Annotated in this window: 25 protein-coding genes and 1 tRNA gene; 12 read left to right on the forward strand and 14 right to left on the reverse strand. The window is 42.0% G+C overall.

Going from position 1 to position 25,897, the window contains the following annotated elements:
- Positions 1-223: 223 nt before the first annotated feature.
- Both QM738_RS14580 and QM738_RS14585 read left to right on the forward strand, forming a co-directional pair.
- A complete protein-coding gene (locus QM738_RS14580; RefSeq protein ID WP_462277538.1) occupies positions 224-511 on the forward strand; it encodes a phosphatase PAP2 family protein in 288 nt (95 codons plus the stop codon).
- 6 nt (positions 512-517) lie between these two features.
- On the forward strand, positions 518-1,816 hold the full coding sequence (locus QM738_RS14585; RefSeq protein WP_462277458.1) for a hemolysin family protein: 1,299 nt from the start codon (positions 518-520) through the stop codon (positions 1,814-1,816).
- A 107-nt stretch (positions 1,817-1,923) separates the two neighbouring features.
- Here QM738_RS14585 and QM738_RS14590 read toward each other — a convergent pair whose 3' ends face one another.
- Positions 1,924-2,451, reverse strand: coding sequence for a DUF6702 family protein (locus QM738_RS14590; protein WP_462277459.1), 528 nt, complete (start codon positions 2,449-2,451; stop codon positions 1,924-1,926).
- A gap of 85 nt (positions 2,452-2,536) precedes the next feature.
- Here QM738_RS14590 and QM738_RS14595 point away from each other — a divergent pair, with 85 nt between their 5' ends.
- The 3 genes from QM738_RS14595 (at position 2,537) to QM738_RS14605 (ending at position 6,495) form a co-directional block, all read left to right on the forward strand.
- A complete protein-coding gene (locus QM738_RS14595; RefSeq protein WP_462277460.1) occupies positions 2,537-3,115 on the forward strand; it encodes a HupE/UreJ family protein in 579 nt (192 codons plus the stop codon).
- Between the two features lie 59 nt (positions 3,116-3,174).
- The gene (locus QM738_RS14600) at positions 3,175-5,583 is read left to right on the forward strand and encodes a M1 family metallopeptidase (RefSeq protein ID WP_462277461.1); all 2,409 of its coding nucleotides are present in this window, start codon (positions 3,175-3,177) and stop codon (positions 5,581-5,583) included.
- A 96-nt stretch (positions 5,584-5,679) separates the two neighbouring features.
- Entirely contained in the window at positions 5,680-6,495 is an 816-nt protein-coding gene (locus tag QM738_RS14605) for an alpha/beta hydrolase (protein WP_462277462.1), read from the forward strand.
- Between the two features lie 8 nt (positions 6,496-6,503).
- Here the strand turns inward: QM738_RS14605 and QM738_RS14610 are convergent, their stop codons facing one another.
- Positions 6,504-6,959, reverse strand: a complete 456-nt coding sequence (locus QM738_RS14610; RefSeq protein WP_462277463.1) for a hypothetical protein — start codon at positions 6,957-6,959, stop codon at positions 6,504-6,506.
- 27 nt (positions 6,960-6,986) lie between these two features.
- Complete coding sequence (locus QM738_RS14615; RefSeq protein WP_462277464.1) at positions 6,987-7,673, reverse strand: hypothetical protein; 687 nt, start codon at positions 7,671-7,673, stop codon at positions 6,987-6,989.
- Positions 7,674-7,989: 316 nt separating this feature from the next.
- On the opposite strand from QM738_RS14615, the gene QM738_RS14620 reads away from it, so the two are divergent.
- On the forward strand, positions 7,990-8,820 hold the full coding sequence (locus QM738_RS14620; protein WP_462277465.1) for an adenine nucleotide alpha hydrolase family protein: 831 nt from the start codon (positions 7,990-7,992) through the stop codon (positions 8,818-8,820).
- An 8-nt stretch (positions 8,821-8,828) separates the two neighbouring features.
- Here QM738_RS14620 and QM738_RS14625 read toward each other — a convergent pair whose 3' ends face one another.
- Genes QM738_RS14625 through msrB form a run of 3 tightly spaced genes read right to left on the reverse strand, consistent with a single transcriptional unit; the run spans position 8,829 to position 10,803 of the window.
- Complete coding sequence (locus QM738_RS14625; RefSeq protein WP_462277466.1) at positions 8,829-9,584, reverse strand: molybdopterin-dependent oxidoreductase; 756 nt, start codon at positions 9,582-9,584, stop codon at positions 8,829-8,831.
- Positions 9,585-9,590: 6 nt separating this feature from the next.
- Positions 9,591-10,313 carry a cytochrome b/b6 domain-containing protein gene (locus QM738_RS14630; RefSeq protein ID WP_462277467.1) on the reverse strand — a complete coding sequence of 241 codons (723 nt, stop codon included), beginning with the start codon at positions 10,311-10,313 and terminating at the stop codon, positions 9,591-9,593.
- A 28-nt stretch (positions 10,314-10,341) separates the two neighbouring features.
- Positions 10,342-10,803, reverse strand: a complete 462-nt coding sequence (gene msrB, locus QM738_RS14635) for a peptide-methionine (R)-S-oxide reductase MsrB (RefSeq protein ID WP_462277468.1) — start codon at positions 10,801-10,803, stop codon at positions 10,342-10,344.
- Positions 10,804-10,932: 129 nt separating this feature from the next.
- Here msrB and QM738_RS14640 point away from each other — a divergent pair, with 129 nt between their 5' ends.
- Entirely contained in the window at positions 10,933-11,097 is a 165-nt protein-coding gene (locus tag QM738_RS14640) for a DUF6728 family protein (RefSeq protein WP_462277469.1), read from the forward strand.
- Here QM738_RS14640 and lpxB read toward each other — a convergent pair.
- Positions 11,083-12,207 (reverse strand): lipid-A-disaccharide synthase, encoded by a 1,125-nt coding sequence (lpxB, locus tag QM738_RS14645; RefSeq protein WP_462277470.1) that lies wholly within the window; start codon positions 12,205-12,207, stop codon positions 11,083-11,085. The two genes, QM738_RS14640 and lpxB, sit on opposite strands and share 15 nt — an antisense overlap.
- Before the next feature lie 194 nt (positions 12,208-12,401).
- Here lpxB and QM738_RS14650 point away from each other — a divergent pair, with 194 nt between their 5' ends.
- Positions 12,402-13,859: an AAA family ATPase gene (locus QM738_RS14650; protein ID WP_462277471.1), complete on the forward strand. Its 1,458-nt coding sequence runs from the start codon at positions 12,402-12,404 to the stop codon at positions 13,857-13,859.
- Positions 13,860-13,935: 76 nt separating this feature from the next.
- Here the strand turns inward: QM738_RS14650 and QM738_RS14655 are convergent, their stop codons facing one another.
- Positions 13,936-14,592 carry a class I SAM-dependent methyltransferase gene (locus tag QM738_RS14655; RefSeq protein ID WP_462277472.1) on the reverse strand — a complete coding sequence of 219 codons (657 nt, stop codon included), beginning with the start codon at positions 14,590-14,592 and terminating at the stop codon, positions 13,936-13,938.
- A 32-nt stretch (positions 14,593-14,624) separates the two neighbouring features.
- Complete coding sequence (locus tag QM738_RS14660) at positions 14,625-14,927, reverse strand: ATP-dependent Clp protease adaptor ClpS (protein WP_462277473.1); 303 nt, start codon at positions 14,925-14,927, stop codon at positions 14,625-14,627.
- Between the two features lie 161 nt (positions 14,928-15,088).
- Here QM738_RS14660 and QM738_RS14665 point away from each other — a divergent pair, with 161 nt between their 5' ends.
- Together QM738_RS14665 and QM738_RS14670 are read left to right on the forward strand one after the other, a co-directional pair.
- Positions 15,089-17,113 (forward strand): site-specific recombinase, encoded by a 2,025-nt coding sequence (locus tag QM738_RS14665; protein ID WP_462277474.1) that lies wholly within the window; start codon positions 15,089-15,091, stop codon positions 17,111-17,113.
- A gap of 165 nt (positions 17,114-17,278) precedes the next feature.
- On the forward strand, positions 17,279-18,397 hold the full coding sequence (locus tag QM738_RS14670; RefSeq protein ID WP_462277475.1) for an acyltransferase family protein: 1,119 nt from the start codon (positions 17,279-17,281) through the stop codon (positions 18,395-18,397).
- A gap of 8 nt (positions 18,398-18,405) precedes the next feature.
- Here QM738_RS14670 and QM738_RS14675 read toward each other — a convergent pair whose 3' ends face one another.
- Complete coding sequence (locus tag QM738_RS14675) at positions 18,406-21,246, reverse strand: VIT domain-containing protein (protein ID WP_462277476.1); 2,841 nt, start codon at positions 21,244-21,246, stop codon at positions 18,406-18,408.
- A gap of 311 nt (positions 21,247-21,557) precedes the next feature.
- A tRNA-Val gene (locus QM738_RS14680) sits at positions 21,558-21,632 on the reverse strand.
- Between the two features lie 129 nt (positions 21,633-21,761).
- Between QM738_RS14680 and hemC the strand changes: the two genes are divergently transcribed.
- Positions 21,762-23,276, forward strand: coding sequence for a hydroxymethylbilane synthase (hemC, locus tag QM738_RS14685; RefSeq protein WP_462277477.1), 1,515 nt, complete (start codon positions 21,762-21,764; stop codon positions 23,274-23,276).
- 22 nt (positions 23,277-23,298) lie between these two features.
- Here hemC and QM738_RS14690 read toward each other — a convergent pair whose 3' ends face one another.
- From QM738_RS14690 to mtaB, 3 genes are read right to left on the reverse strand one after another with little or no spacing between them, the layout of a single operon-like run.
- Complete coding sequence (locus QM738_RS14690) at positions 23,299-23,754, reverse strand: hypothetical protein (RefSeq protein ID WP_462277478.1); 456 nt, start codon at positions 23,752-23,754, stop codon at positions 23,299-23,301.
- Between the two features lie 14 nt (positions 23,755-23,768).
- On the reverse strand, positions 23,769-24,083 hold the full coding sequence (locus tag QM738_RS14695; RefSeq protein WP_462277479.1) for a hypothetical protein: 315 nt from the start codon (positions 24,081-24,083) through the stop codon (positions 23,769-23,771).
- On the reverse strand, positions 24,071-25,339 hold the full coding sequence (mtaB, locus tag QM738_RS14700; protein ID WP_462277480.1) for a tRNA (N(6)-L-threonylcarbamoyladenosine(37)-C(2))-methylthiotransferase MtaB: 1,269 nt from the start codon (positions 25,337-25,339) through the stop codon (positions 24,071-24,073). Before mtaB ends, QM738_RS14695 begins: the two co-directional genes overlap by 13 nt.
- On the opposite strand from mtaB, the gene QM738_RS14705 reads away from it, so the two are divergent.
- The gene (locus QM738_RS14705; RefSeq protein WP_462277481.1) at positions 25,338-25,877 is read left to right on the forward strand and encodes an NUDIX domain-containing protein; all 540 of its coding nucleotides are present in this window, start codon (positions 25,338-25,340) and stop codon (positions 25,875-25,877) included. The genes mtaB and QM738_RS14705 overlap by 2 nt on opposite strands.
- Positions 25,878-25,897: the final 20 nt, after the last annotated feature.

Here is a 25,897-nt window from a genome sequence, read left to right on the forward strand (position 1 = left end):
TGGCACAACAGTTTTTTTGATGGCTTAATGCCCATATTACGCAGTGCCAGTACCTGGTACCCGCTGTATTTTTTTTTATTACTGCTGGTAGTGAGTAATTATAGAAAAACAGGCTGGTGGTGGGTCATTTTCTGTGCCGGTACCGTTTTTTTGGCAAACGTGGTAAGCAGTCAGCTGATAAAAGAAAAATTTTCATCGCCTAAGGCCCTGCAACGAGCCAGCCATTGCAGGCTGGGTAAGGGTATTGGTGGGCTACAGGCCGCAAAGCAGCAGTTTTACTTCTTCACACGCCACCAATCATTTTGCATTTGCCATGTTCTGGTATATTACATTGAAAAATGTACTGGGTAAATGGACCCTTTTGTTCTTTTTATGGGCATTTTCCATTTGCTTTGCGCAGGTATACGTAGGGGTACATTATCCACTGGATGTTACGGCAGGAGCGGTTATTGGAATACTTATCGGATATTTGTCCGGAAAATCGTTTAACAGAACCTACGGATTACTATAAAAAACTATGGGCCCATTAATTATTTTACTGGTACTTATTATCCTGAACGGACTTTTTGTAATGAGTGAAATTGCGTTGGTAAGTGCAAGAAAAGCAAGGCTGGAAAGCCAGGCAAACAAAGGCGATACCAAATCCAAAACCGCACTGGCGTTGTCAGACAATCCTGAAAAATTCCTGGCCACTGCCCAGATATTCATCACCCTCATTGCTATTTTATCGGGTGTGTACGCCGAAAGAAGGCTGGGCCCTTATGTGGAACCTTATATTGGCAGCATACAGCTATTTAAGCCTTATGCCGAAACCATTTCCACCGTGCTCATAGTAGTGGTGGTAACATTTTTATCCATCATTTTTGGAGAGCTGATACCCAAAAGGCTGGGTATGCTGCAGGCAGAAAAAATTGCCCGCCTGGTGGCAGGCCCCATGAATTTTTTATCTACCATTACATTACCCATTGTATGGTTGCTATCTAAAATATCTCAATTATTTTTTAAGCTCATCAATATAAAACCCTCCAACGATAATGCCGTTACGGAAGAAGAGATCAAAGCAATGATCACCGAGGGTAGCGAGCACGGCACCATTGAAGAGGAGGAAAAAGAGATCATTGAAAGGGTATTTCATCTCGGAGACAGGAATATCACTTCGCTGATGACACACCGCACGGATATTGCCTGGTTTGATGGCAACGAAACCGTGCAGCAGGTAAAAGATAAGATCGACTCCATCATTTACTCCAGCTACCCGGTATGCGATGAAACAGTGGACAATATCAAAGGCACCATCAATATCAAAGACCTGTTGAAAGCCGCACCGGGCACACTGTTGAAAGACATTACAAAACCCGCTTTGTTTGTGCCGGAAAATAATACGGCTTACCAGTTACTGGAAAAATTCAAGGAAACAAAGATCCACAGCTGCTTTATAGTAAATGAATATGGAACGCTGGAAGGGATGATAACGCTGAACGATATACTGGAAGCGATAGTAGGCGATGTGCCCCAAACAGGCCAGGATGAATATGAAATTACCGAAAGGGCCGACGGAAGCTTTTTAGTAGATGGACAGATACCTTTCTATGATTTTTTAACCCGCTTTGAAAAAACCGAATGGATGAATGAAGCGGAACATGATTTTGACACACTCGCAGGCTTTGTACTGCATGAACTGGAACATATCCCCGTTGCCGGCGAAACCTTTGAATGGCGCGGCTTTGGCTTTGAGATACTGGATATGGACGGCCAGCGCATCGATAAACTTTTAGTAAAAATATCGGAGGAAATAAAGGAAGAAATGGAAGAGTGATAGTAGTTGCTAGTTCAAAGTTGAAAGTTGAAAATTCAAAGTTGATAGTACTCTAATCTTCAACTTTCAACTTTCAACTTTGAACTCTGTACTCTTAACTCTGTACTTTAAAACTCAAAACTCGCCTTGTCGTCAGGGTTATTCAGCTTAGTGCTTTTTCGGTTACCGTCCACCGTTACATGTATAATGCCGATCTGTTCTTTTTTGTAATCGTAGAGTATATTATCCGTGATCTCTATTTTGTTTACAGCGGTAATATTGCTGGCCTGGTAATAGCTTAAAATACCTTCTTCCTGTTTCTCATAACCAATAAACTGCAAGCTTGTTTTTTTACCATTCACTGTTATAGTAAAATGTTTTTGCACATAATCATTCACCAGTTTATTCATGGCCTCTTTGTCTTTTGGATTAATAAGGTCAACCGTGGTGTTATAATTCTGGCGCAATGTTTTTTCAAAATCATCGGTAAATATCTTGCAGCTGATCTCCAGTGTTTTTTCCTTGCTGTTCAGTTCAATTTCCGTAACGCTCATAAAAATGGGGTGCATACCAGTTGCAGCAGCTGTTTCAGCCGGTTGGGCAGGTGTGCCGAACAGCTGTAGTAAAAGCAACCATTTAAATAAAATTGATACCATTTAGCAAAGATATTAGGTATTAAAAACCAGTTTAAAGATATTTGAACAGCAAAACTAACACAAACATTCAAGCCGCAGGTCTTTAATGCAGGATTTTACATTTTATTTTAAACTGGGGTGGGAGCATATCATCAGCTGGGATGCGCTGGATCATATACTCTTCGTATTAGCTTTAAGTGCTATATACTTGTTGAAGAACTGGAAGCAGGTATTGGTACTGGTAACCGCTTTTACCATCGGCCATTCCCTTACCCTGGCATTAAGCGTTTACGAGATCATTAAAATAAAAGACAGCCTGGTGGAATTTTTAATACCCTGCACCATTGTCGCTACAGCTGTCTTCAACTTTTTTCAGAAAGATTTTGAACCCCGCAATTTAAGGCTCAACTATTTCCTGGCGCTTTTTTTTGGATTGATACACGGCCTTGGTTTTGCCAATACCATCCGCTTTATGCTGGCAGGAGATCAATCCATCGGCTGGAGCTTATTTGCATTCAATATCGGGCTGGAAGCAGGGCAGGCGATAGTGGTATTGTGCATCCTGTTATTAAGTTTTTTAATAGTAAATAAATTAAAGATCAAAAGAACCTGGTGGGTGTGGACGCTGTCGGCAATTGCATTTGGTGTAGCATGTAAAATGATTGTGGAAAGATGGATCGGGTAATAACAAAAAATGAAAGTAGTTTGCAAACTCAAAAAAAATTAAAACAACATAAAATAAGCATGAAACAATTTACAGCCTTAGCAATTTTATGTTCATGTATGTTTTCGGCCAATGCCCAGGATATAAAAAACAATCCCGGCAGCAACCACGGAAACAGGTTTGAACAGTTGGGAACCATTCTTCCAACGCCCAACGAATACCGTACTGCAAGCGGTGCACCCGGCCCAAAGTACTGGCAACAGCGCTGCGATTATGATATTACCTGCGAGCTGGACGAACCCAACCGTCGCCTTACCGGTAAAGAAACATTGACCTATTACAATAATTCGCCCGATGTATTGACCTACCTGTGGCTGCAACTGGACGAGAATTCGCACAGTTCGGTAAACAATGCAGGTTACGAGAACAGCAGCTATATGCCCACCAGGGTAAACGAAGCCAGCATACAGGCATTTACCGGAAAGGTGGATAAAGACAGGGAATACGGCGATAATATCACCCGTGTGGCAGATGCAACAGGAAAACTATTAAAGTACACCGTTAATAAAACCATGATGAGGGTGGAACTGCCGCAACCATTAAAACCGGGTCAGCAGTTTATTTTTAAAATCGACTGGAATTACAATATCATCGAACGTACCAAGTATGGCGGTCGCGGCGGTTTTGAATATTTTCCCGAAGATGGTAACGACCTGTACACAATGACGCAATGGTATCCGCGCCTTTGTGTGTACAGCGATTTCCAGGGCTGGCAGAACCACCAGTTTACCGGTACCGGCGAGTTTGCACTCACCTTCGGTAATTTTAAAGTGGCCATGACCGTTCCTGCCGATCACGTGGTAATGGGCACCGGCCAATGCCAGAATTATCCTGCTGTACTTTCTGCCAATGAATTAAAAAGATGGACAGCTGCACAAACCGCTACGGACGTTACAGAAATTGTAAATCTTGCAGAAGCCACCGCAAAAGAAAAAACAAAATCAAAAGCTACAAAGACCTGGATATTCAAAGCAGATATGGTACGTGATTTTGCATGGGGTTCTTCCCGCAAATTTGTTTGGGATGCTATGCCTGCTATAGTAGAAGGAAAAAAAGTAATGTGCATGAGCGCTTATGGCAAAGAGGCTTATAACCTGTACAGGAAATACAGCACCAAAACGGTAGCACATACTATCAAAACGTATTCAAAATTCACCATCCCGTATCCATATCCTGTAGCGCAAAGTTTAGAGGCTGCTAACGGTATGGAATACCCGATGATATGCTTTAACTATGGCCGTTGCGAAAAAGACGGCACTTACAGCGAAGGTACCAAGAACGGTATGCTGGGTGTGGTGATACACGAAGTGGGACATAACTTCTTCCCGATGATCATCAACAGTGATGAAAGGCAATGGACCTGGATGGACGAAGGTTTGAACTCATTTGTGGAATACCTTACAGAAGAACTGTTCGATAATAAATATCCTGTGAGCAAAGGACCTGCTTATAAGATAATCGACTATATGCGTTTGCCCAAAGATCAGCTGGAGCCGATCATGACCAACAGTGAAAATATCATTCAGTTTGGACCTAACGCTTACAGCAAACCTGCAACCGGTTTGAATATCTTGAGAGAAACGATCATGGGCCGCGACCTGTTCGACTATGCTTTTAAAGAATACGCAAGACGCTGGGCGTTTAAACACCCAACACCTGCCGATCTTTTCAGAACTATGGAAGATGCCAGTGGCGAAGACCTGGATTGGTTCTGGAGAGGATGGTTCTATGGTACAGATGCCTGTGATATTTCGCTGGATACAGTTAAATGGGCCAATTTAAGCACCGAGCCGATGCAACGCGGCGGAGGCGGTAATTTCAATAATGGTGGTGGTAACAAACAGGCGGTACCCAAACCGATCCTGAATACATTTGATGATATATCCAAGATCAGGAACAGGGAAGATAAAAAGATCGTATTTGCAACTGATGCGGATGAATCATTGAGGGATTTTTACTGGAAGTACGACAGGGGACTTGCTAAAGTAGACAGTACACCATTTGAGATACAGGCGCCTCCAATGGCGGCTATCGATACTTTTACTGAAGCAGAGCGTTTTGCAATTGCTGGTAAGAAAAATATGTATGAACTCACCTTCAGTAACAAAGGTGGCTTGATAATGCCGATCATAATTGAATGGACTTATAAAGATGGTACAAAAGAGATTGACAGGATACCTGCCCAGGTGTGGCGCAAAAATGAGAACAAAGTAGTGAAGACCTTTATGAAAGATAAAGAAGTGGCTTCTATAAAACTGGATCCATTGAGGGAAACGGCTGATATCAACGAGAATAATAACAGCTGGCCAACTGTAACAGAGCCAAGCAAGTTCCAGTTGTTCAAAGGAAACGGCGGCGGACGCGGTGGTGGTGGCCCAAGAGGCGCTGCAATGGGTAATGGCAACCCGATGCAGAAAGAGATCAAATAAACGATCCGTAATACAAATATTTAAAAGCTGTCCCCGACTTGTTGGGGACAGCTTTTTTAATGGAACGATCTGTATCTTGCCGTATAAAATGTTTGCATGAAAAAGAATATGGTATTTGCTGCAATGCTGTTGAGTACAATTTCAGTAACTGCTGCCACGGTTGATACCGTTGCCGTATACAGCAACAGTATGCACAGGGCAGCTAACTGTGTAATAATAAAACCAGCGGCCTATAAAAACAAGCAAGCACATTTTGCAACCGTGTACCTGCTGCATGGCTACAGCGGCAAATACAGCGACTGGATCATCAAAGCGCCGGAATTAAAAACAGTGGCTGATGAAGACAGCATCATTATCGTTTGCCCCGACGGTGGCTTCAGCAGTTGGTATTTCGACAGCCCTGTAGACAGCAGCTTCCGTTATGAAACTTATGTGGCAACGGAACTGGTCAATTATATAGACCAGCATTACCGCACTATTGCCGATAAACAGCACCGCGCCATCACCGGTTTAAGTATGGGTGGCCATGGCGCCTTATTCCTTGCATTACGCCACCAGGAAATTTTTGGCGCAGCAGGATCCATGAGCGGGGGAGTGGACCTTAGTGAAAGCCGTAACCGTTTTGATATCATGAAACGTATTGGCGATACTACCGTAAATGCAAAGAACTGGCACGATTACTCTGTAGTGAACGTAATTGAAAATTACACCAATACTTCATTGAAGATGATCATTGATTGCGGGATAAAAGATATATTTATCAATGGCAACCGCCTGCTCAATCAAAGAATGCTGGAGCTGAAAATACCACACGAATACATTGAAAGACCGGGAGAGCATAACTGGATCTATTGGAAAAATGCGGTGGTGTTCCAATTGTATTATTTTAGAAATTTTTTTAAGGAAGCTTAAGCGTATCCTTACCTTAATTCAAAGTAAAACAAATTGTCAAGAGGGTCTTTGCCGGATAAAAAAGTTTCAACATCTTCAAGGGGCAACTGTTTTGTTTTATTGTTGGCGGGGTTGTTTGCAATTGATCCATTCACCAATACCGTTGCAGCAGGAAATTCTTTGTAAACAAAAGCGTATGTTTTGCCGGTTTTGTTGGTAAGTAAAATAGTGTTGTTCTTTATTGCAAATTTACCACTATCTGTTTTTATAGCGGGTTCAACACATTGAAAATTATAAAAAATAGCAAAGCTATCTTTTGAAATAAGTTCTAACAAATAGCTTTTATTGCTTAGTCCTAACCGGTAAATTCTTTTATGTTTCAGCAGGTCATAAGTGATGGTGCTTTGGGTAGCAGTTTGCGAATGAACGGATATACTAACCGCTATGCAGATCAAAATAAATAGAAAAGACCGGCTATTTTTCATACTGAGTTATATGTAAATCATCCTTAGCTACATTCCCGTTCGCCCGTCTCGCAACGCATTCTTTTTGCCCTTATTCTTTTTTTCCCATTCCAGCATTTCCGGCGTTTTTTCCGGTTTTTTTGTTTTGTCAGGTGTGGCAGCAACCGGCGTTGTTGGTACGGCATTGGGTTTTTCCAGTGCACCACGGAAGTATTTTTCACTCTTTATCAGCCTGCCGGTGGAAGGATCAAAATATTTCCATTCACCATGCTTTACGCTGTATTGCTCGGCTTTTACAATTTTATAATCCACGATCTCTCCATTACCGGCACCATACACAGGTACGGTGTCATAAGGCGCATCGGGGTCGTAGCCACGCCAGCTTTCTTCACGGTACAGGTCGCCCAGGTAAGTGTAATATTGCTGAATACCATCCTTGCCGCCATTTTTAAAATTCTCTACACCAATAAGGTCACCGGTTAAATTATACAGGCGCCATATACCTTCTTTTTTATCATTTTTAAAAAGACCTTCTTCCTCGTAACCAGGTTCGCCACGCAATTCCTCCACCCGGTTCACCCATTTGCCCTGCTTCTGGTCTTTTTTGTCAATAGCATTCAGTGTGTCGCCTTTTTCAGACAGCTTATAGGTTTTGTATTGTGCAAACCCGCTCAGCACAAATAAGGTTTGTACAAAGAAGAACAGGAAAAAATGTTTTGCTTTAAATAACCTCATAAAAAATGATTTTATTGATATGCTTTTTTTAAATTCCAGGTTGCCTGTTATACAAATTTACAATTTTACTGTTACCTGTAAATGTTAATATCAGCACAGCTAAAACGACCGACGATGGCGGAAATTGCGCTTGAAAACCACTTTAACTGTTTATTGGAAAAATGACGGGCCTGTCAATGTGCGTAAACTGCTGATGCTTTTAATTTTAATGGCACCGTTTTTGAGATTTTTCCTGCAGTTACTGTTGTTTGCTGCTGACCTTATGCAGCCAGACCATAACGTTACAATTGATTTTTATCAGTTTAAACAACTTACTATGAAAAAGATATTGATCGCACTCGACGGAGAGCACTTTCCGCATGGCGCCCTCAGGTTTGCCGAATTCATTAATAAACAGGAAGAAATACTATTGGCAGGCGTTTTTTTAAGCCCGGTGGATTATTCCAAGCTGATGGCGTACACAGCCGGTGTGGATGGAGTAGGAGTTATGCCTGACTGGCCGGCAAAAAGCGATGATGCTGAATTGATAGCCGCTAATATCCACTTATTTGAAGAGGCCTGTAATGAACGCGGCATCAATTACCGCATACATAAAGACGATGATCTTACAGCATTATCATCACTGGTAAAAGAAACCCGCTTTGCCGACCTGTTGCTGGTGAGCAGCGAACTGTTCTATAAAAATGTATCGGCCGAACAACCTAATTATTACCTGGAGGAAGTGTTGAAAGATGCCGAATGTCCCGTAATGCTGCTGCCCGAAAATTTTGTGCCTTCCACCACGGTGCTGATGTGCTACGACAGCGGCGCTTCCTCTTTATTTGCCATCAGGCAGTTTGCTTATCTTTTCCCCAATCTTGCAGGAAAAAGATCGGTACTGGTTTGCATCAATGATACCAAAACAGAAGACCTGCCGGAATATGAAATGCTTTCTGAATTATTGGAAGGGCATTATCCTTACCTGCAGATACACAATATCAGGGAAGCGGATAAAAAACATTTTGCCGAATGGCTGGCGGGGCAACCCAACAGTTACGTGGTAATGGGCGCTTTTTCAAGAGGCATGTTGTCGGAAATATTCAGGAAGAGTTTTGCAAAAGATGTTATACGGGATATCAGGATGCCTTTGTTCATATCACATAAATAACAGGGGCTTTACAGGCCACCATAATAATCATAGCCTCTTTCGTACCAGTAATCGGCAGGTTTCTCATCACTGAAAAAAATGGTGCCAATGCGTTTGATATTTTTAACACCGTACTTAACGGGAATGATCAGACGAAGTGGATAGCCCTGGTTCATAGGCAATGGTTTGCCGTTCATTTCGTAACACAATAATGTTTGTGGATGCAAAATGCTTTGCCGGTCGATGCCTACATAATATTCCTTATCGGGTGTATTGAGGCCTACATATTTTAAACTGCTTTCCGCATCCAGGTGATATTTCGCTACAAAATCGGTGAATTTAACGCCGGCCCAGCGGGTAACCTGGCTCCAGCCTTCAATACATTTAAAATCAAAGATGATCTCTGTTTTGGGCAATGATTTTATTTCATCCAGTGATATCAGCAAGGTGTCACCGGTATTACGCACCACCTGTAATTTCCAGTTGGCAGCATCAAAATTATCGCCCATGCCTGCATCACCATTCACCCTTACCCTGGGCACCACATCCTTTAAAGGGAAAGATTTTGCCAACCTGTTATTGGCAAACAGCGAAGTAAATATCTTTTCATTGGCGCTTAAAACTTTTCGTAAAGGTCGGGGAGTATCATTGTCTTCCGGTTGCCTGTAGATCCACTTCCAGGTAAACACACAAGCAGCAATAAACAAAAAGAAGAACAAGAACGACAGGAGGGTTTTATTCCTGATCGTACGGCTATCTACTATTTTTTCTTCCAGTGTTTTCATGTGCATTTAGTTTGATGCAGTGTTTTCCGTTGCAGCCGTTGCCGCATTTTCTTCTGTTGCAATTACCGGTGGTATCTTTTTAGTTTCAAAACCCCGGATCATTGCTGCAAAATTATTCCAGCCGGCAAGCGCCACCTGTATGATATGTACCAAAAAGAAAAGACAGAATAATAAAGTGAGAATAAAATGTTCGGCCCTTGCCCATTCATAACCACCCAGCAGCCAGCATAAACTACCGAACTGTATGGGTTTAAAAATGGCCAGACCGGTAAGCAGTGAGCCCAACCCCATAAAGATCACGCCGGTATAAGCAATGCGTTGTGCGGCATTGTATTTTTTCTGCGGTGGTAATCCTTTTTTTATATGCAGGTCGTGCAGTAAAACCAGCCATGCTTCTTTTAAAGATCTTTTATTGGGAAAGATGAGTTTATATTCCTTTGAAAATAAAAGATACAGCACATAAGCAAGGCCGTTAATAGCAAACAACCACATAAATACAAAATGCAGGCTCATCCCCTCCGCCAAACGGAAGGGAATATTCAATGCCTTATTAAAAGAATCGGGAAAAAATTTTAAGACCGTGGTATCACCCCATCCCAACCGGTATACATCATTGGCCCAGTAGATCAGCATACCGCTCCATATCATTACTGCCAGTACCGGAAAATTGATCCAGTGGAACCACCTTATTGCAAGCGGGTGCTTTTGTATGATCTTTTTTTCGGACATGCGTAGCAGCTATATTTAAACAGCAATATTATTTTTTTGGAACAAAGCTGAGGCTGGCAGAATTCATGCAGTATCTTAAACCGGTAGGTTTGGGCCCATCTTCAAAAACATGCCCTAAATGAGCGCCACACCTGCTGCAATTCACTTCGGTACGCTGCATGCCATAGCTGTTATCTTCCACTTCTTCCACGTTGTTCTTTACAAGGGGTTGCCAGAAACTGGGCCAGCCGGTACCGCTGTCAAATTTTGTATCAGAGCTGAATAATTCCTGTCCGCAGCAAATACATTTATAAATACCTGCTTTATGATTATCCCAATATTTACCGGTATAAGCCTGTTCAGTTCCTTTTTTACGGGTTACATTGAACTGTTCGTCGGTTAACTGTTTGCGCCATTCCGCATCAGTTTTTTTAACCGGGTAGCTTTTGTTTTGCGCAGTAGAGCAACTGATGGCGGTAAAGCAAATCGCAACTAAAAATATATTCTTCATAACTTTTTTATTTAGATAAGATACGAAAGCTGAAGGATTTTAGTTTTTTAAGGCCCGAACTTTTAACAAAAAACTGTGTTTAACAAATTTACAGTTTAATTTAGTTGTCGAAATATAATCTTTGTAACAATGGGCATACTAAGGCAGATAGCAGAATATTTATACCTTAAAAAAAGCGACCCCGACAGGCGCAAGACCGGGTTCATAAAATATATGCACGGCATCAACCGCCTGTCGATACTGCTTTTTATAGTAGCAATGATCATACTGGCGATAAAACTATTGCGGAAGTGAGGTAAGGAAATTATAAATGCTTTTGGCAGCATTGGCCGAAGCATGACCGCCTTCGCTCAGCAGTTTTTTCAGCGCTGTATAATCTGTTGCCAGTTGTTGTTGTTTCTTTTCATCGTTTAAAAGCAAGGTCAGTTCTTTGGTAAGATTTTCCACTGTAAGATCATCCTGTATCAGTTCCTTTACTACTTCCTTATCCATTATTAAATTTACCAACCCGATAAATTTTATTTTGATCAGCCGCCTTGCTATCTGGTACGATACGGCATTGCCTTTATAACAGATCACTTCGGGCACTGCAAATAATGCCGTTTCCAAAGTGGCGGTGCCGCTGGTAACCAGCGCTGCTTTGGATTGCGACAACAGGTCGTAAGTTTTATTCACCACCCACGAAACATTGGTATAAGGCGCTAACAGTTCGTTGTAAAAATCTTCATCCAGTCCAGGTGCCTTACCCACAATAAACTGCAGGGCCGGAAAGTGCTTGGCCACCTCCAGCATAATGGGCAGCTTTTTCAGTATCTCCTGCTTGCGGCTGCCGGGCAGCAGCGCCACAATACCCGATCTGCCTGCCGGTATTGGAATGGCATCATGCGCAGTGGCTGTAAAAGTATCTATCACTTCCACCAGCGGATGCCCAACATACTCCACATCGTACTGCCATTTTTTATAAAAGTCTTTTTCAAAAGGCAGTATCACCAGCATCTTATCCACGTTCTCTTTAATGCCTTTTACCCTGTTCTCCTTCCAGGCCCATACCTGCGGCGAAATATAATACACCACTTTTAAGCCCTGTTGCCTGGCCCATTTTGCAATGCGTAAATTAAAGCCGGGGTAATCAATTAAAATAAGTACATCGGGCCGGTATGCTTCAATATCTTTTTTACAGAGATCGATATTGCGTAAAATAGTGCGCAGGTTTTTCAGCACTTCTATAAAACCCATAAAGGCAAGATCGCGGTAATGCTTTACCACTGTGGCGCCGGCTGCTTCCATTTTATCGCCGCCCCAGCAGCGGATGGCTGCAGTATTATCCAGCTTATGTAATTCCTTTATAAGATTGCTGCCATGAAGATCGCCGCTTGCTTCACCGGCTATAATGTAATACCGCATAAATAGTGATTGCCCTGCAATTTACATTGTTTAGTGTAATTGATTTTGATTAATTACAAGCTTTAAATACAGTAAAAGGCGGATATTATCCTGAGCCAAAACTCATAAAAAAGTATAGATTTGGCTTAAGATGGAGAGAGAAAATTGAGCCAAAACTGTAAAAAAGTAGTAGATTTGGCTTAAGATATTTTACTGTGAAAGAAATAAATATAATAGGAAGAGAAGAAGAAAAGCAGCTGCTGGAGCAGGTTTTGTTAAATTCAAGGGCCGACCTGGTAGCAGTGTATGGCCGTCGGAGAATTGGCAAAACATACCTTATCCGCAGCTATTTAAAAAAACATATTGCGCTGGAATATTCCGGTATCCACAACGTAGAAACCAGCGTACAACTGGATAATTACTGCCAGGCGCTGCGCCAGCAGCTTAACAATAATATTGCGTTGCCGGCAGTGGCAGACTGGTTTGCTGCTTTTGACCTTACAGCCCGTTTACTGAAAAAGAAAATGCGCCGCAAAAAGGCCATCTTGTTCCTGGATGAGTTTCCATGGATGCAGACCGCCAAATCCAATTTTTTAGCCGCCTTTGAACAATTCTGGAATACCTGGGCCTGCAGGCAACCTCACCTGGCGGTGATACTTTGCGGCTCTGCGGCAAGCTGGATGATACAGAACGTAGTACGCAATAAAGGCGGCCTGCACAACCGCATCACGCAAAAGATACCACTGCAGCCCTTTACCCTTAACGAAACAGAACTGTTCTTAAAAAGCAGGAACATTCACCTGAACCGCTACCAGGTTACGCAACTGTATATGGCTTTTGGCGGTGTGCCGCATTACCTGGAGCAGGCATCGGCTGGATTGAGCGCTGCACAGATCATTGACAAATGCTGCTTTACCAAAACAGGTTTTTTGTACAACGAATTCTCAGATCTGTACAAGGCATTGTTCGACGGGGCCGACAGGCATTTTAAAGTGATACGGGCGCTCGCAGCCAAGCCCGCCGGGCTTAACAGGAACGAGCTGATTAAAATATGTAAACTGCAAAGCGGCGGCAGCACCACTAATTTGCTGGAAGAATTATCTGCTTCGGGATTTATAACAGCTTATGTACCCATGGATAAAAAAAGCAAGGACAGTATTTACAAATTAACAGACCAGTATTCTTTATTCTATTTAAAATTCATGGAGGCGAACCGTGGCGGCAGTAAAGGCACCTGGGTGCGCCTGAGCGATACACCTGCATGGAAAAGCTGGAGTGGCCTTGCTTTTGAAAATATCTGTATGCAGCATATACCGGCTATAAAAAAACAACTGGGCATTGCAGGTATCTACAGCGAAACTTCCATCTGGAGAAGCAGGGGCAAGGGCACTAAAGACGGTGTACAGATAGACCTGGTGATCAACCGGCGGGATAACTGCATCAACCTTTGCGAAATAAAATTTTACGAAAATAAATTCACCATCGATAAAAGGTATGCAGCGCAGCTGCAACAGAAAAAATATATTTTTCAGCAGGAAACAAAAACACGCAAGCAGCTTTTTATAACGCTCATCAGCAGCGCAGGATTACAGCAGAATGAAAACAGTATTGGCCTGGTAGATCAACAGTTTACTTTAGATGACCTGTTTGTTTTCTGGCAAAAAGAAGGATAAATATCCTGAGCCAAAACTCATAAAAAAAGGCAGTTTTGGCTCAAGATGTTCTGCCTCCATCAATGAAATGCTGCGGCTAAATCTTTGCTGCCACCATTACCAGGTGTTCCATTGCAACCATATTTCCCTTTAATTCAAAATCAGGTTCTTTGTTTTCGATTGCCTGCAATACTGAAAACCCGTTTTGCAAAAGCAACAGTGTTGCTGCTTCTTTACTGTACATCGTAAAGCCATACCTGGTAAAAGGATATTGCTGCATCTGCCGCTTTGGCCTTAACGTGATAATGAATTGCCCGCCGGGCCGCAGCACCCGTTTTACAGATGCAAGTACGGCCGCAGGATCATCCCAAAAATAAATGGTGTTAATGGTAAATATTTTACTGAAGCTGTTATCTGCAAAAGGCAGTGCATTCACATCGGCAAGAATAAATTTCGCCTGGCCTTTCTCTATCCATTCTTTATTTATCCTTTGCGCTTCGCTGATCATTACATCCGAAAAGTCGACACCGGTATATTGTATACTTTCATTTTTCTGCAATATCTCCTTTACAAAAAAGCCATTGCCCATACCGATCTCCAGGATGGTATCGTTGGCGGCAGCATTCACTATCTTAAGTGTTTCCAGGTTGATGTGCACATTGCCCCGGTTCATCCATTCGCCGGTTTGTATACCTGCCTGCCCCGAAGGTTGACGGAGTTGTGCAGCCAATTGCCGAAGCTCCTGTTCGTCCATATTATTGATCGTTTGATTAAAAAGAGGGATGGTTATTGTTCAAAAACCTCGATGGTGGCATTGATACCCCTGTCGGTAATGGCATCGCATTGGGGTTTTAGTATGTCGTAGCTGCCTTCTTTAACGGCATATTTACCCTTGGTGTGAATGATCATGCTGCATTGTTCGGCCTGTTGCTCGCTGTGCCCGCACACTTCCATCAGGGTGGTGATCACCCATTCAAAAGTATTCACGTCATCGTTCCATACAATTAATGAACAGGATTCGTCGGCAATGCTTAATACATCAACGGCTTCCCGGCTCCTGGTATCAGTATGTGTTTTTACTGCTTTCATTTGGTGACACAAAAATAATATCTTTTTCGGTAAAACGGCTGCGGTGCAACATTCAGGGCACAATATTTGTCTTCAATCTGTGTTATGTTTTTGTAAGGTAATAGTTTAAGATAACTCCATGTTGCCCTAAAATATACCGGTATTCAAAATCTGCCAAAATAATGCTGCGACTCACCAAACGAAAAAAGGAAAATGCTGTACCTGCTAAAAAGCAGGCGGTGGTGTTGCCTTTGCATACCGGCAACCGCAGCCTCGATTTTTTGGTGGAACTGATACAACAGGTACGCCCGGATAATCCACGCAATATCAAGGAAGCGGAACTGAAATTTAAAGCGGTATTATACCAGGTAAGTAAAGACCGTACTTCACTTTTTTCTTTACGCAAAGCATTGCTAAGCCAGTTCTTAAAAACCAATATTGTAACTGCACTTACCGAAAGCGGTATTGTGAGCAGCCGTGGTTTTGTACAGGAACTGCAGAGTAAACTGAAGCATAAAATATTGCCCGCTCTTCAAAGCCCCGGCGACTTCCTGTATGTGATCAACAGGATCTTCTATAAAAAAAGCGATCATATATGGGTGGAAGGTATGGACCCCGAATTGTGGAAACAGTTTTTTGAGATGCTCGGTATACAGATCAATCTTGCCGAACCTTCGCTGATAAAACAATTGCAGCAATCATTACAATTGCTGAGTTACCGGATCACCACTTTAGGCCTGGAAAAAGAAATGACCCACCGGTATGAAAGTTTTGAAGATGCCATCTATCCCTTCCTGGAACAAAACCGCCTGGTGAATGAATACCTGCTGGCGTATAACAGTGGTAAGGATATTCAGCAGCAACGCATTTTATTGGGCAATATCACCGAGGCATTGTACAATTGTAATCAAAGTATACAATGGATCAAGGACCAGCGTAAATTATATGGCATCAGCCTTGCACAAACGTATATCCTTACACGATTACAACAACAGATAAGCAGGCTGTTCATTATACTGGATGTGTTGGACAGTGATAATACTTTCAACACCGAGCGTTTTACTGAATATTTTAAAACAGTGGTACGCAATGAGAATAAAAAAAATTCTGTGTGGGAATTTATCAGCGAAAACACCGGTTACCTGGCATACCAGGTAGCTGAACATGGCGGCCGCACCGGTGAAAGATATATTGCCACTACCAGCAAGGAATCGTGGAAAATGTTCTGGAGTGCAGCAGGCGGCGGCGTTATCATTTCATTTATCGGCGTTATCAAGAACCTGCTGGGCAAGCTTAAACTGGTACCATTCTGGCAGGGATTTTTATACAGTGCTAATTATTCGCTGGGGTTTATTTTGATACAGGATACCGGCTCCACACTGGCAACCAAACAGCCTGCTTACACCGCTAATAATGTAGCCAGCTCCTTCGATGTACAAAAAGTAGGGGATGAGCCCGATCTGCGTAATCTTGCTATTACGGTGGCAAGGGTGAGCCGTACCCAGCTGGCATCATTTGCCGGCAACCTGGTGGTGGTTTTTCCACTTACATATTTACTGGCCTTTTTATTTTTTGAGTTTACCGGAACAAAAATTGCCGAAGGCGAAGCGGCGCATAAATTATTGGTGGATCAGCAGCCTTTTCACAGCCTGGCATTGTTGTACGCCTGCTTTACCGGCTTTTTTCTTTTTGCCAGCGGTTTGATCGCCGGTTATGTAGAAAACTATGTGGTGTATGGTAAGATCGGCGACCGGTTGCGCAGCCATGCTTCTTTTAAAAACCTGTTTGGAGAAAAACGGCGCCATAAGATCATCCGCTATGTAGAAAATAACCTGGGTGCATTGATCGGCAATATTTCATTGGGCTTTTTTTTGGGTATGGCGGGTTTCTTTGGTAAAACATTCAGTATCCCTTTCGATATACGGCATATCACTATTTCTGCTGCCAATACTTCCATTGGTTTTTTCGGGATGGATCATGCGATCTCCTCTAAAGAATTATGGTATACCATTGCCGGTGTGTTCGGCATCGGCTTCCTGAACTTTGCTGTAAGCTTCAGCCTTGCCTTTTTTGTGGCCGTAAAAAGCCGCGGAATTCACTTAAGGAACTACCCTGAATTCCTGGGCATATTATGGCGATATTTTAAAAAATATCCCCGCGATTTTGTAAAAGCCCCCTCTGTACGCACAGCTGCACAATTAAAATAATGCCTGGCCGTTTTATCCCCGTTCATAATTACGTGTTACGAACGCACCCGGCTGTACAATATAACATTTAAAAATTCGTTATTTTTGTCAGACAATCAATAAATTACCTAAATAATACCTGTACCGGTCAACTAACTGGCATCTAAACCTATTCGAAACGAACACATGAAACCACGGGTTAGTAACATTTCCAGTCTTACTCCCTTACGCGGCATTGCAGCCCTGGGTGTGGCCGTGTTCCATTTCCAGATATATTTTGTGCGGTTTTTGCAAAAAGACCAGAGCATGCTGATCGATAAGCTCTACCTGATGGTGGACCTGTTCTTCATCATGAGCGGTTTTTTGATCATGCATGTTTATAAAGATGATTTTGCAGAAAGGATCAGTAAAATTTCTTTCAGAAAATTTATTGTGGCAAGGTTTGCAAGGGTGTACCCACTTCATTTTATTACATTGGTAATGCTGGTATTATTGTTTTACGTGGAATCTTTAAGGCCAAGAGGTTTTTATGAACCCGATGCCATTGCAAGCCATATTTTTTTACTGCAGTCGTTCCCGTTAAATAAAGAACTTACCTGGAATGTACCTTCCTGGAGCATCAGTGCAGAGTGGTGGTCGTACATGCTTTTTCCTTTGATCTGTTTGTTCTTATCCAGGAAGAAAAAGCTGGCCATTCCGTTGATGTTACTGGTGATAGTGGCAGCTTATACCGCGATTTTATTTTACATACCCCGTACCGATGTAACACCCGAAGAGGCAAAGACCATGCGCCCCAACCTGGATGTGAATTTCGATTATGGTTTTTTAAGGAGTATTGCCGGTTTTATGTCGGGTATGCTTTTATACCTGTTGTACAGTTATGATGCAGTAAAAAAGTTTTTTAGCTCTGATATCTTCTGTGCGGTATTTATATTATTGCTGCTGGCAGCCATGCATTTTGGGGTGGATGATATTTATTTTATACCTGGGTTTGCGGTGTTGATATTGCTGCTCACTTCTAATACGGGCAAAATAACAACCGTATTCAATAATCGGGTACTGAATTTTTTAGGTGATATTTCTTACTCCGTTTATCTCGTTCATTTCCTGCTGATCATTTTTATAGAAATGGTGATGTACAAATTTGGTTACCGCTTCCATGGCGAAATTGATCTGTCCTTTTTTAAAGGTGCGGCTTATTGCGCCGGTTATGTGTTGCTACTGATCGGTATCTCCACGCTTTCTTACCGCATTATAGAAAAGCCGTGCAGAAAATATTTCAATAAAAAATGGGCCGGAAAATAAATGCCGGATCAGGAATTACTGGCAAAGTGCAATGCTCCGATACGTATCACCTCTTTATTGGATGTGACCCTGCAATTAATAACACTGCGGTTTTGATTAGGCCTGCCAAAATTGGTGAACAACTCTGCTTTGATAGTTATAGGTCCTCCAATGGTTTGCCTGCTGTCGCCATAAAGATTTACCTCAATGGTGTAATCGCCTTTTTTTGCTTTCTTTAGTGAAAATTCTTCGGGGCCATATCCCTGCGTAATATCCTGCGATATCTTACCGCCCGTACTTGTTGTAGTATTTTCAAAGAAGCATTTTTCTTTTGCAGGATCCGTAACCCAAAGATCAATGTCGGAGTCGTTTGAACTCCACCCGATCACAATGCGTACATCTACAGGCATGGAGAGAATAAATTTTTTATCGATAGCAGCTATATTTACCTCGTTGGGGTGTGCGCTAATGATCGCATTCATTTCGTTGATGGCGATCGATCTTATTCCTGTAAAACGGGTATCCCATTTGCCCGTGATGAGTTTGTACAGAAGATCAATAGCCTGTTGGTATTTACCCGTTTCGTTGTAAGCCAACGCGAGGTCGCGGTAAGACTGGGGTTCTTCTTCACGTATATTTGTCACTTCCTTAAATACTTCAGCAGCAAGCCCGGTCTCTCCGAATTCTAACAACTGGTTAGCCACTATTCTTAATAACTCAGGATTTTCCAGTTTCATTTCTGCAATATTGGATAGTATTAACAACGCAGCTGCTTTATCATTTTTTTCAAACATGAAACGTGCAACATCTACAAAAAAAGAAGGCTGGCTGTTATAGTCCTTTTTCAACTGTTGGTATTTTTCAATATACTTTGCCGGGGCAGTTTTTTCCAGTTCTTTTAAATAAGCGGCTTCAGGCTTCCATTCGTTTAACTGGATGGAGCCTGTAAGGCTTTCGTTCTTTATTTCATCGTCTTTTACAATCTGCGGTGGTGTAAACTGCACCGCGTTTGATTCAGAAGCAGTAAATGCATATTCGGTGGTGCGACTATTGGTGGTTGCAGTAGCATTTGCAGCGGAAAAAGTGCCAAAGCCCTGTGTTACACGTATGGAATCAGCAATAGTAAGAAAATTAAAAGTGGAATCGCTAACGCTATAAGTATCGATTAAACTATCGGCTTTCTGCGGTACAGTGGCAAATAGTTTTTTATTATACCATTCCTTTAATTCATCCATTGCAGCTTTTGCTTCATCGTAAACATTGCTTTTTTCATCTGCTTCTAAACGCTGTTTTTCTTTTAATAAAGTAAAGTATTCTTTTTGCAGCTCAACAGGTGGAACAATTTCATGTTGCACATAATCTTCCACCCTGTCCAGCACCAGCAAGGAAGTATTTTGTGTAACAACCGAAAATTTTTTGCCGAGTTGGGTAATGGCATCTTTATTCTTTTCATATTCAAGATCGAGCTGAGCGATCTTTGTTGTAGCCCAGATCCGTTTGGTATTGGGTGTAATATCGCCATCGTCTTTTATGATCAGCTTTTTTGTTACAGTAACGGTATTGCCAAAACCAAAATGCAATTCTATTGTTGCAGGACCGTTCTTCAGAATGCCTGTAAAGGAAAACCCATTCTGCAGGTTGGTATTTACCTGGGTATAAAATTCGCTGATCTTATTTACATCATAAGTAGCTTTAATAAATTGCAAAGGCTCACTGGCCATTTCATTCACCGCATTTTCCGGCGTTGCTTCATTGAGATTGATGAACCTGCCATGGGTTTGCAATGCTATATTTTTCAGGTATGAATAATCAGGAGCAGCAGAAGAATTTACCACTGTTACCGGTATAGATGAAAGCAGTATTTCCTTTTTACCAAATGTGGATAGCCCATCACTGAACAATATTATTGCTTCATCATTGTATTGGTTAAGATCGAGTGCACCTAACTGTGTACCGCCATCAAAAGTAAAGGACTGGAGGCGTGCAAGCAATTCCGCGGCATTGCCCTCTTTTATTATAAATTGTTCTGTGGCTGAAGTACTGATATTGAAGGGAACAAGATGCACTGTAACATTGCCCAGCCGCTTGAAATAATTGTTTAAAAGCGCTGCTTCCTTTTTAATATCTCTTTTTTCAGCCGATGCAGAAATATCCCACAATAAAGTTATTGCAGCTGGATTTTTTTTATCTCGATAATCAGGTGCGGCATCAATATGTGTATAAAAATAGTTATTGCCTTCAAAAATTTCGGTATACACTTGTCCTTCATCACTATTTAAAATAAATTCCACCAGCGTATTGGCAACAAAACCCGATGCTTTATAATCGGCAATCCAACTGGTATTTTCTTTATTGAAATCAAAACCGTTGAGATTGCTGTTTTGTACCACAGGCTTTTCGGCATGTTTAAATACAGTTGCTGTTAATGAAAATTCTTTGATTACCTGGTTGCATAATAAAGGGAGTTGGTATACCAGTCCTTCTTTATTGCCGGTCAATGCCTGCTCTACTGCAATCACTACGTGTTTATAACCTTTTGCGGGAATAGGATAGATCCTTGTACGAAAATTATTGCCTTTTGTTTTTTCCACCAGTCCTGGGTCTATTTTTCTGCGGACAGTACTTTCATAAGCTACCCTGGCCTTTGCTTTTTCAACTACCACGCCTTCCCTCAGCGTTCCGTTAATATCCAATGCATAGCGGCAGATATTCTGCCCGTCTGCCAATGGAAAATCAAATTCACCTTCCAGCACTCTATCAGTACTGTTGTAATAGTTGATATCGAAAGTGGTAGTGGCAATATTGCCGGTTACTTTTATATCAATGGCAAGACGGTCTATTTCAAGCATTTTTACCGTACTGTCGTTCATAATCTTTAAAACCGGGAGAGCACTGCTTTGGGGTAGTTGGGGCGAAACTTTTCGGGTGCAGGAAGGGATTGTGGATAGCACGCAAAGTGCCAGTAAAAAGATACGGTACATGCTGTTAGGTTTTGTTTACGAAAAATAAGATGAAAAAAGTAGGGGTTTGCATACAGCAGTCATAAAAAATAGCTAATTATTTAAATATTTTAAGGCGGAGTGTGGGGTTGCGCTATAGTAATGGGAGGGCGGGAAGAAGAGGGAATGGGCTGTTGAAAAGCCTGTGAAAATAAAAAGCCTCACATTTTGTGAGGCTTTTGTGGGAGTTGACGGGGTCGAACCGCCGACCCTCTGCTTGTAAGGCAGATGCTCTAAACCAACTGAGCTAAACTCCCTTTTTGAATTTCGGAGGGCAAAGATAAGCTTTAATAACTCCTGACAAAATTTTTTAGAAAATAAGTTTAAAACTGCCTGTTTTTTATTGTGGTCACGCTTGTACTTTTGTCCGCAATTAAACAGTCTTGTTGAGATCAACCTTTACCATAGCATGTCGTGGCTCCTGGCTTTCGCTGGCGCAGGCCGAAATATTCAAGAAAAAAGTGGCGGCTTTATTTCCCGGGGTAGCCCTGGATATAGCTATTATTGAAACTTCGGGCGATAAAGAACAGAGCAAACCACTGCACCTGGTGGAAGGCCGGGATTTTTTTACCAGGGAGATACAGGACCAGTTAAAACAGCAGCGGGCAGATTTTGCGGTGCACTCCATGAAAGATGTGAGCAGCCTGGATTTTTTTAATGAAGGGCATTATGCCGTTATCGATCGGGAATTGTTGTATGATGTGGCTATTTTTAATAAAGGGGTGATCGATAAGATCAGGAATGGCGAAAAGATCATCATCGGCACTTCCTCTCCGCGGCGTAGCAATATGGCTACTGGTTTTTTACAAAAAGCGCTGCCTGTATTGAGCGATAAACCCCATGTTATTGAAGCGCAATCTATAAGGGGCAACGTGGATACACGCCTGCAAAAACTGCACAATGGCGATTACGATGGTATCATACTTGCCGCGGCAGGATTGAACCGCCTGCTCAAGCATCCACCCGCTATTGAAAAAGTAAGCGGCTTACTAAGCGATAAAAAAATAATGGTACTGCCTTTATTTGAATGCCCGCCGGCAGCAGGGCAGGGCGCTATTGTTGCAGAAACCACCCATGATAATACGGATGCTATCGACATTTTAAATGCCATAAAAAATGAACCACTTACCAATGCTATTAAAGAAGAGCGGGTGTATGCACAGCGGTATGGATATGGTTGTTCGCAGCAGTTCGGCGTTTTTCATTTGGATACAAAAGCAATTTCATTTACGTATGCATCGGGCAAGGATGGTAATGCGGCTGCTTTTACCGAATGGGATTTTGAGGCAATGATAGATGTAGAAAATAAGACGGTATTCTCCTGCGCCAGCTATATGAAGGATTTTTTTGCGCATGATCTTATTGCCGATGCGGTGATCGATACAAATGCCCAGGCATTTTTTATTGCCAGCCATAAAGCTGTTCACAATAGCACTTTACAAAACAGCATCCAGCAAAAAAGGGTATGGGCTGCGGGTACTAAAACATGGTACGAACTGGCTAAGAAAGGCATTTGGGTGGAAGGTTGTGCAGACGGCTTAGGTTTTGAAAATGTACAGGCCGTATTTAAAAGTCCCCTGATAAATATTGCAGCAAACGAGATACAGATCATTACGAATACGTCCAGTATGCAGCATTGGCAGCAAGATGGTATAAATGCTGTGGGCACTTATACTTTGGTTGCCAATCTTTCAACGGAAATAAAAGATAAAATTGCTGCGGCCGATATTATTTTCTGGGCCAGTTTTCAACAATATGAATTGTGTAAAACGTTGATAAAAAAAGATGCGCTGCATGCCTGTGCTTCGGGTAAAACGGCAAGCTTGCTTAAAAAAGAAGGTTTAAACCCTATTGTATTTCCAACAATAAAGGCCTTTAATGATTGGTATAATAAGCATTAGGCTGAGCTAAAAAAGCAATATTTTAAGTTTCGATCTTTGCAGTGCGATTGATTTTTTTTAAATGCACGATAAACTGTGGCAAACTGTCTGATCCGTAACCGGCGTAAAACCTTATACTGCCATTGCTATCATCAGCCGCATATTTTATATGGTAATAATTACCTCCTTTTGTGAATATGGAATAAAAGAATTCTTTTTCCAAAGACCGGATATTTTTTAAAGGAATAACGATCTCTTTCTTCCTGAATTTTTTAATATAAAGATTGGTGTCATCAAAAAATATAACCGGCCGGGTAAAAAAATATATTGTTCCTGCAGTAAATGCCAGCACAGCGATAATATTGCTTGTACTATCTTTTGCGCTCACCCGGTTGTAATCTTGTAATAATAACAGGCAGATGAGCAGCCCGGTTATAAAAAGTATCTTTTGTAAAATAAAAGCGGACGACAGTTTTGTTAATTGATCAGGTGCCGTCATGCAGTAAGCGTAGTTTAGTTCAATTGTAAAGCAGGCAGGCGGTAGGTTTGGCCATCATACACAAACAGTTCATCAATTTCAACGGTCCAGTATTTGTACAGGGGAGATTGCTTTAATATTTTTTCCACCTCCTTCTTATCTTCTGCATTAATGATCATCCAGCTGCGTTGTGTTTCCATACTTACCGAATAATAATCAATCACATTTTTTTCGATCAATGAATTGATGTACACACGATGCGGTGGTACAAAACTCATAAAATCGTCATTCATCTCAAAATGAATGGTGACCTGGTACTTATTTAATTCCTTCTCATTTAAATAGTCCATGTGGTGATATTATTGACCCATTCGGCATTGTATGGGGTGGTTATCTTAATATAATTATCCGTATACCCTTCCATCATATTGTTCCTGCTGTTCCGCTCAAACAAAACTTTTCTCGCTTCGCCAATATGCTGTTGTGTAAAATACTGCATCTTTTGGTAGCTCAAGTTACGTAATTGTTTATTTCTTTCGTTACGTATGTTAATGGGCACTACAGGTTGCAGGGTAAGTGCATGGGTATTATCCCTTTCGGAATAAGTAAAAACGTGCAGGTAGCTAATGTCAAGACTGTGTAAAAAGTCAAAGGTCTCTTTAAAATCCTCCTCCGTTTCACCTGGAAAGCCCACGATCACATCCACACCAATGCAGCAATGCGGCATCAGTGTTTTTATCAGGCCCACTCTTTCGGCATACAATTCTCTTTTGTAGCGCCTGCGCATCATACCCAAAATCTTATTGCTGCCGCTTTGCAGGGGAATATGAAAATGCGGCATGAACCGTTTGCTGTTGCTTACAAATTCAATGATATCGTTGGTAAGCAAATTCGGTTCAATGGAAGAGATACGATAGCGTTCAATGCCTTCCACATTATCCAATTCCTGTATAAGATTGAAAAAACTTTCTTCGTGTTTTTTGCCGCCGGTATAGCCCTTGCCATAATCGCCCAGGTTTATGCCGGTGAGCACCACTTCTTTTACACCGCTGGCCGCCAGTTGCTGCACACTGTTCAGCACACTTTCAATACTGTCGCTGCGGCTTTTGCCACGGGCCATAGGGATGGTGCAAAATGAACAGTTGTAATCGCAGCCATCCTGTACTTTTAAAAAAGTGCGGGTGCGGTCGTTTTGAGAATAAGATGCAGTGAAAGTATTTACATCCTCAATATCGCAACTGCAGATCTTGGTAGCGTCGCCTTTGCTGATCTCTTTTAAATGCTGTACAATGTTGAATTTTTCGGCAGCGCCCAACACCAGGTCCACGCCGGGTATTTCGGCGATCTCCTTTGGCTTTAACTGAGCATAGCAGCCGGTGATGACCACCATGGCTTCGGGGGCCTTGCTCTGGATGCGGCGTACCAGGTAGCGGCATTCCTTATCGGCATTTTCGGTAACGCTGCAGGTGTTAATTACATAAACATCAGCCACTTCGTCAAAATCTTTCTTCACAAAGCCGTCCTGCTCCAGCAACCTGCCAATGGACGAGGTTTCGGAGAAATTAAGCTTACAGCCCAAAGTATGTAGTGCTACAGATTTACTCATGCGCTGCAAAGATAAACCAGAGATGATAAATGGTAAGAAAAATGATTCGGTGCGCTGCTATCTTTGTACTACAGCCGACATAAATGGCTTATTTACAATGGAAGGATCAACAGCAATTTTACCGGCCGTGGCAGCCGCTATTTTTAACGAAAAGGGTGAAGTGTTACTGCAAAAAAGAAAAGATGTGGATCAATGGTGTATCATTTCGGGCCATGTGGAGTTTGGCGAAACGGTGGAAGAAGCCATTTTACGGGAGATCAAAGAAGAAACAGATGCCGGTGCAGATATTAAACGTTTTATTGGTATATACTCTTCTCCTGCATCACAAACATATACTTACAGCGATAGAAAAGTACAATACATTACCTCTTATTTTGAGGCGGTTTTAAAGGAGGATATAGCCCGGGATTTTAGCAATAATGAAACACAGGAATTACAATTCTTTGCTGTTGAAAATATTCCGCAGGATATGGCTTTGATCAATCCGCACTGGTTATCAGATGCTTTAAATAATACTTCGCAGGTTTTTATCCGTTAAGCCTTTACTTTGCGTTGCTA

Source organism: Ferruginibacter sp., assembly GCF_049840995.1.
Classification (GTDB): domain Bacteria; phylum Bacteroidota; class Bacteroidia; order Chitinophagales; family Chitinophagaceae; genus Ferruginibacter.

What these genes read in the sequence shown, in the direction of transcription:
- QM738_RS14585 (WP_462277458.1), top strand. Translation starts at nt 518, where the DNA reads ATGGGCCCATTAATTATTTTACTGGTACTTATTATCCTGAACGGACTT.
- QM738_RS14590 (WP_462277459.1), bottom strand. Translation starts at nt 2,451, where the DNA reads ATGGTATCAATTTTATTTAAATGGTTGCTTTTACTACAGCTGTTCGGC.
- QM738_RS14595 (WP_462277460.1), top strand. Translation starts at nt 2,537, where the DNA reads ATGCAGGATTTTACATTTTATTTTAAACTGGGGTGGGAGCATATCATC.
- QM738_RS14600 (WP_462277461.1), top strand. Translation starts at nt 3,175, where the DNA reads ATGAAACAATTTACAGCCTTAGCAATTTTATGTTCATGTATGTTTTCG.
- QM738_RS14605 (WP_462277462.1), top strand. Translation starts at nt 5,680, where the DNA reads ATGAAAAAGAATATGGTATTTGCTGCAATGCTGTTGAGTACAATTTCA.
- QM738_RS14610 (WP_462277463.1), bottom strand. Translation starts at nt 6,959, where the DNA reads ATGAAAAATAGCCGGTCTTTTCTATTTATTTTGATCTGCATAGCGGTT.
- QM738_RS14615 (WP_462277464.1), bottom strand. Translation starts at nt 7,673, where the DNA reads ATGAGGTTATTTAAAGCAAAACATTTTTTCCTGTTCTTCTTTGTACAA.
- QM738_RS14620 (WP_462277465.1), top strand. Translation starts at nt 7,990, where the DNA reads ATGAAAAAGATATTGATCGCACTCGACGGAGAGCACTTTCCGCATGGC.
- QM738_RS14625 (WP_462277466.1), bottom strand. Translation starts at nt 9,584, where the DNA reads ATGAAAACACTGGAAGAAAAAATAGTAGATAGCCGTACGATCAGGAAT.
- QM738_RS14630 (WP_462277467.1), bottom strand. Translation starts at nt 10,313, where the DNA reads ATGTCCGAAAAAAAGATCATACAAAAGCACCCGCTTGCAATAAGGTGG.
- msrB (WP_462277468.1), bottom strand. Translation starts at nt 10,803, where the DNA reads ATGAAGAATATATTTTTAGTTGCGATTTGCTTTACCGCCATCAGTTGC.
- QM738_RS14640 (WP_462277469.1), top strand. Translation starts at nt 10,933, where the DNA reads ATGGGCATACTAAGGCAGATAGCAGAATATTTATACCTTAAAAAAAGC.
- lpxB (WP_462277470.1), bottom strand. Translation starts at nt 12,207, where the DNA reads ATGCGGTATTACATTATAGCCGGTGAAGCAAGCGGCGATCTTCATGGC.
- QM738_RS14655 (WP_462277472.1), bottom strand. Translation starts at nt 14,592, where the DNA reads ATGGACGAACAGGAGCTTCGGCAATTGGCTGCACAACTCCGTCAACCT.
- QM738_RS14660 (WP_462277473.1), bottom strand. Translation starts at nt 14,927, where the DNA reads ATGAAAGCAGTAAAAACACATACTGATACCAGGAGCCGGGAAGCCGTT.
- QM738_RS14665 (WP_462277474.1), top strand. Translation starts at nt 15,089, where the DNA reads ATGCTGCGACTCACCAAACGAAAAAAGGAAAATGCTGTACCTGCTAAA.
- QM738_RS14670 (WP_462277475.1), top strand. Translation starts at nt 17,279, where the DNA reads ATGAAACCACGGGTTAGTAACATTTCCAGTCTTACTCCCTTACGCGGC.
- QM738_RS14675 (WP_462277476.1), bottom strand. Translation starts at nt 21,246, where the DNA reads ATGAACGACAGTACGGTAAAAATGCTTGAAATAGACCGTCTTGCCATT.
- QM738_RS14690 (WP_462277478.1), bottom strand. Translation starts at nt 23,754, where the DNA reads ATGACGGCACCTGATCAATTAACAAAACTGTCGTCCGCTTTTATTTTA.
- QM738_RS14695 (WP_462277479.1), bottom strand. Translation starts at nt 24,083, where the DNA reads ATGGACTATTTAAATGAGAAGGAATTAAATAAGTACCAGGTCACCATT.
- QM738_RS14705 (WP_462277481.1), top strand. Translation starts at nt 25,338, where the DNA reads ATGCGCTGCAAAGATAAACCAGAGATGATAAATGGTAAGAAAAATGAT.
- mtaB (WP_462277480.1), bottom strand. Translation starts at nt 25,339, where the DNA reads ATGAGTAAATCTGTAGCACTACATACTTTGGGCTGTAAGCTTAATTTC.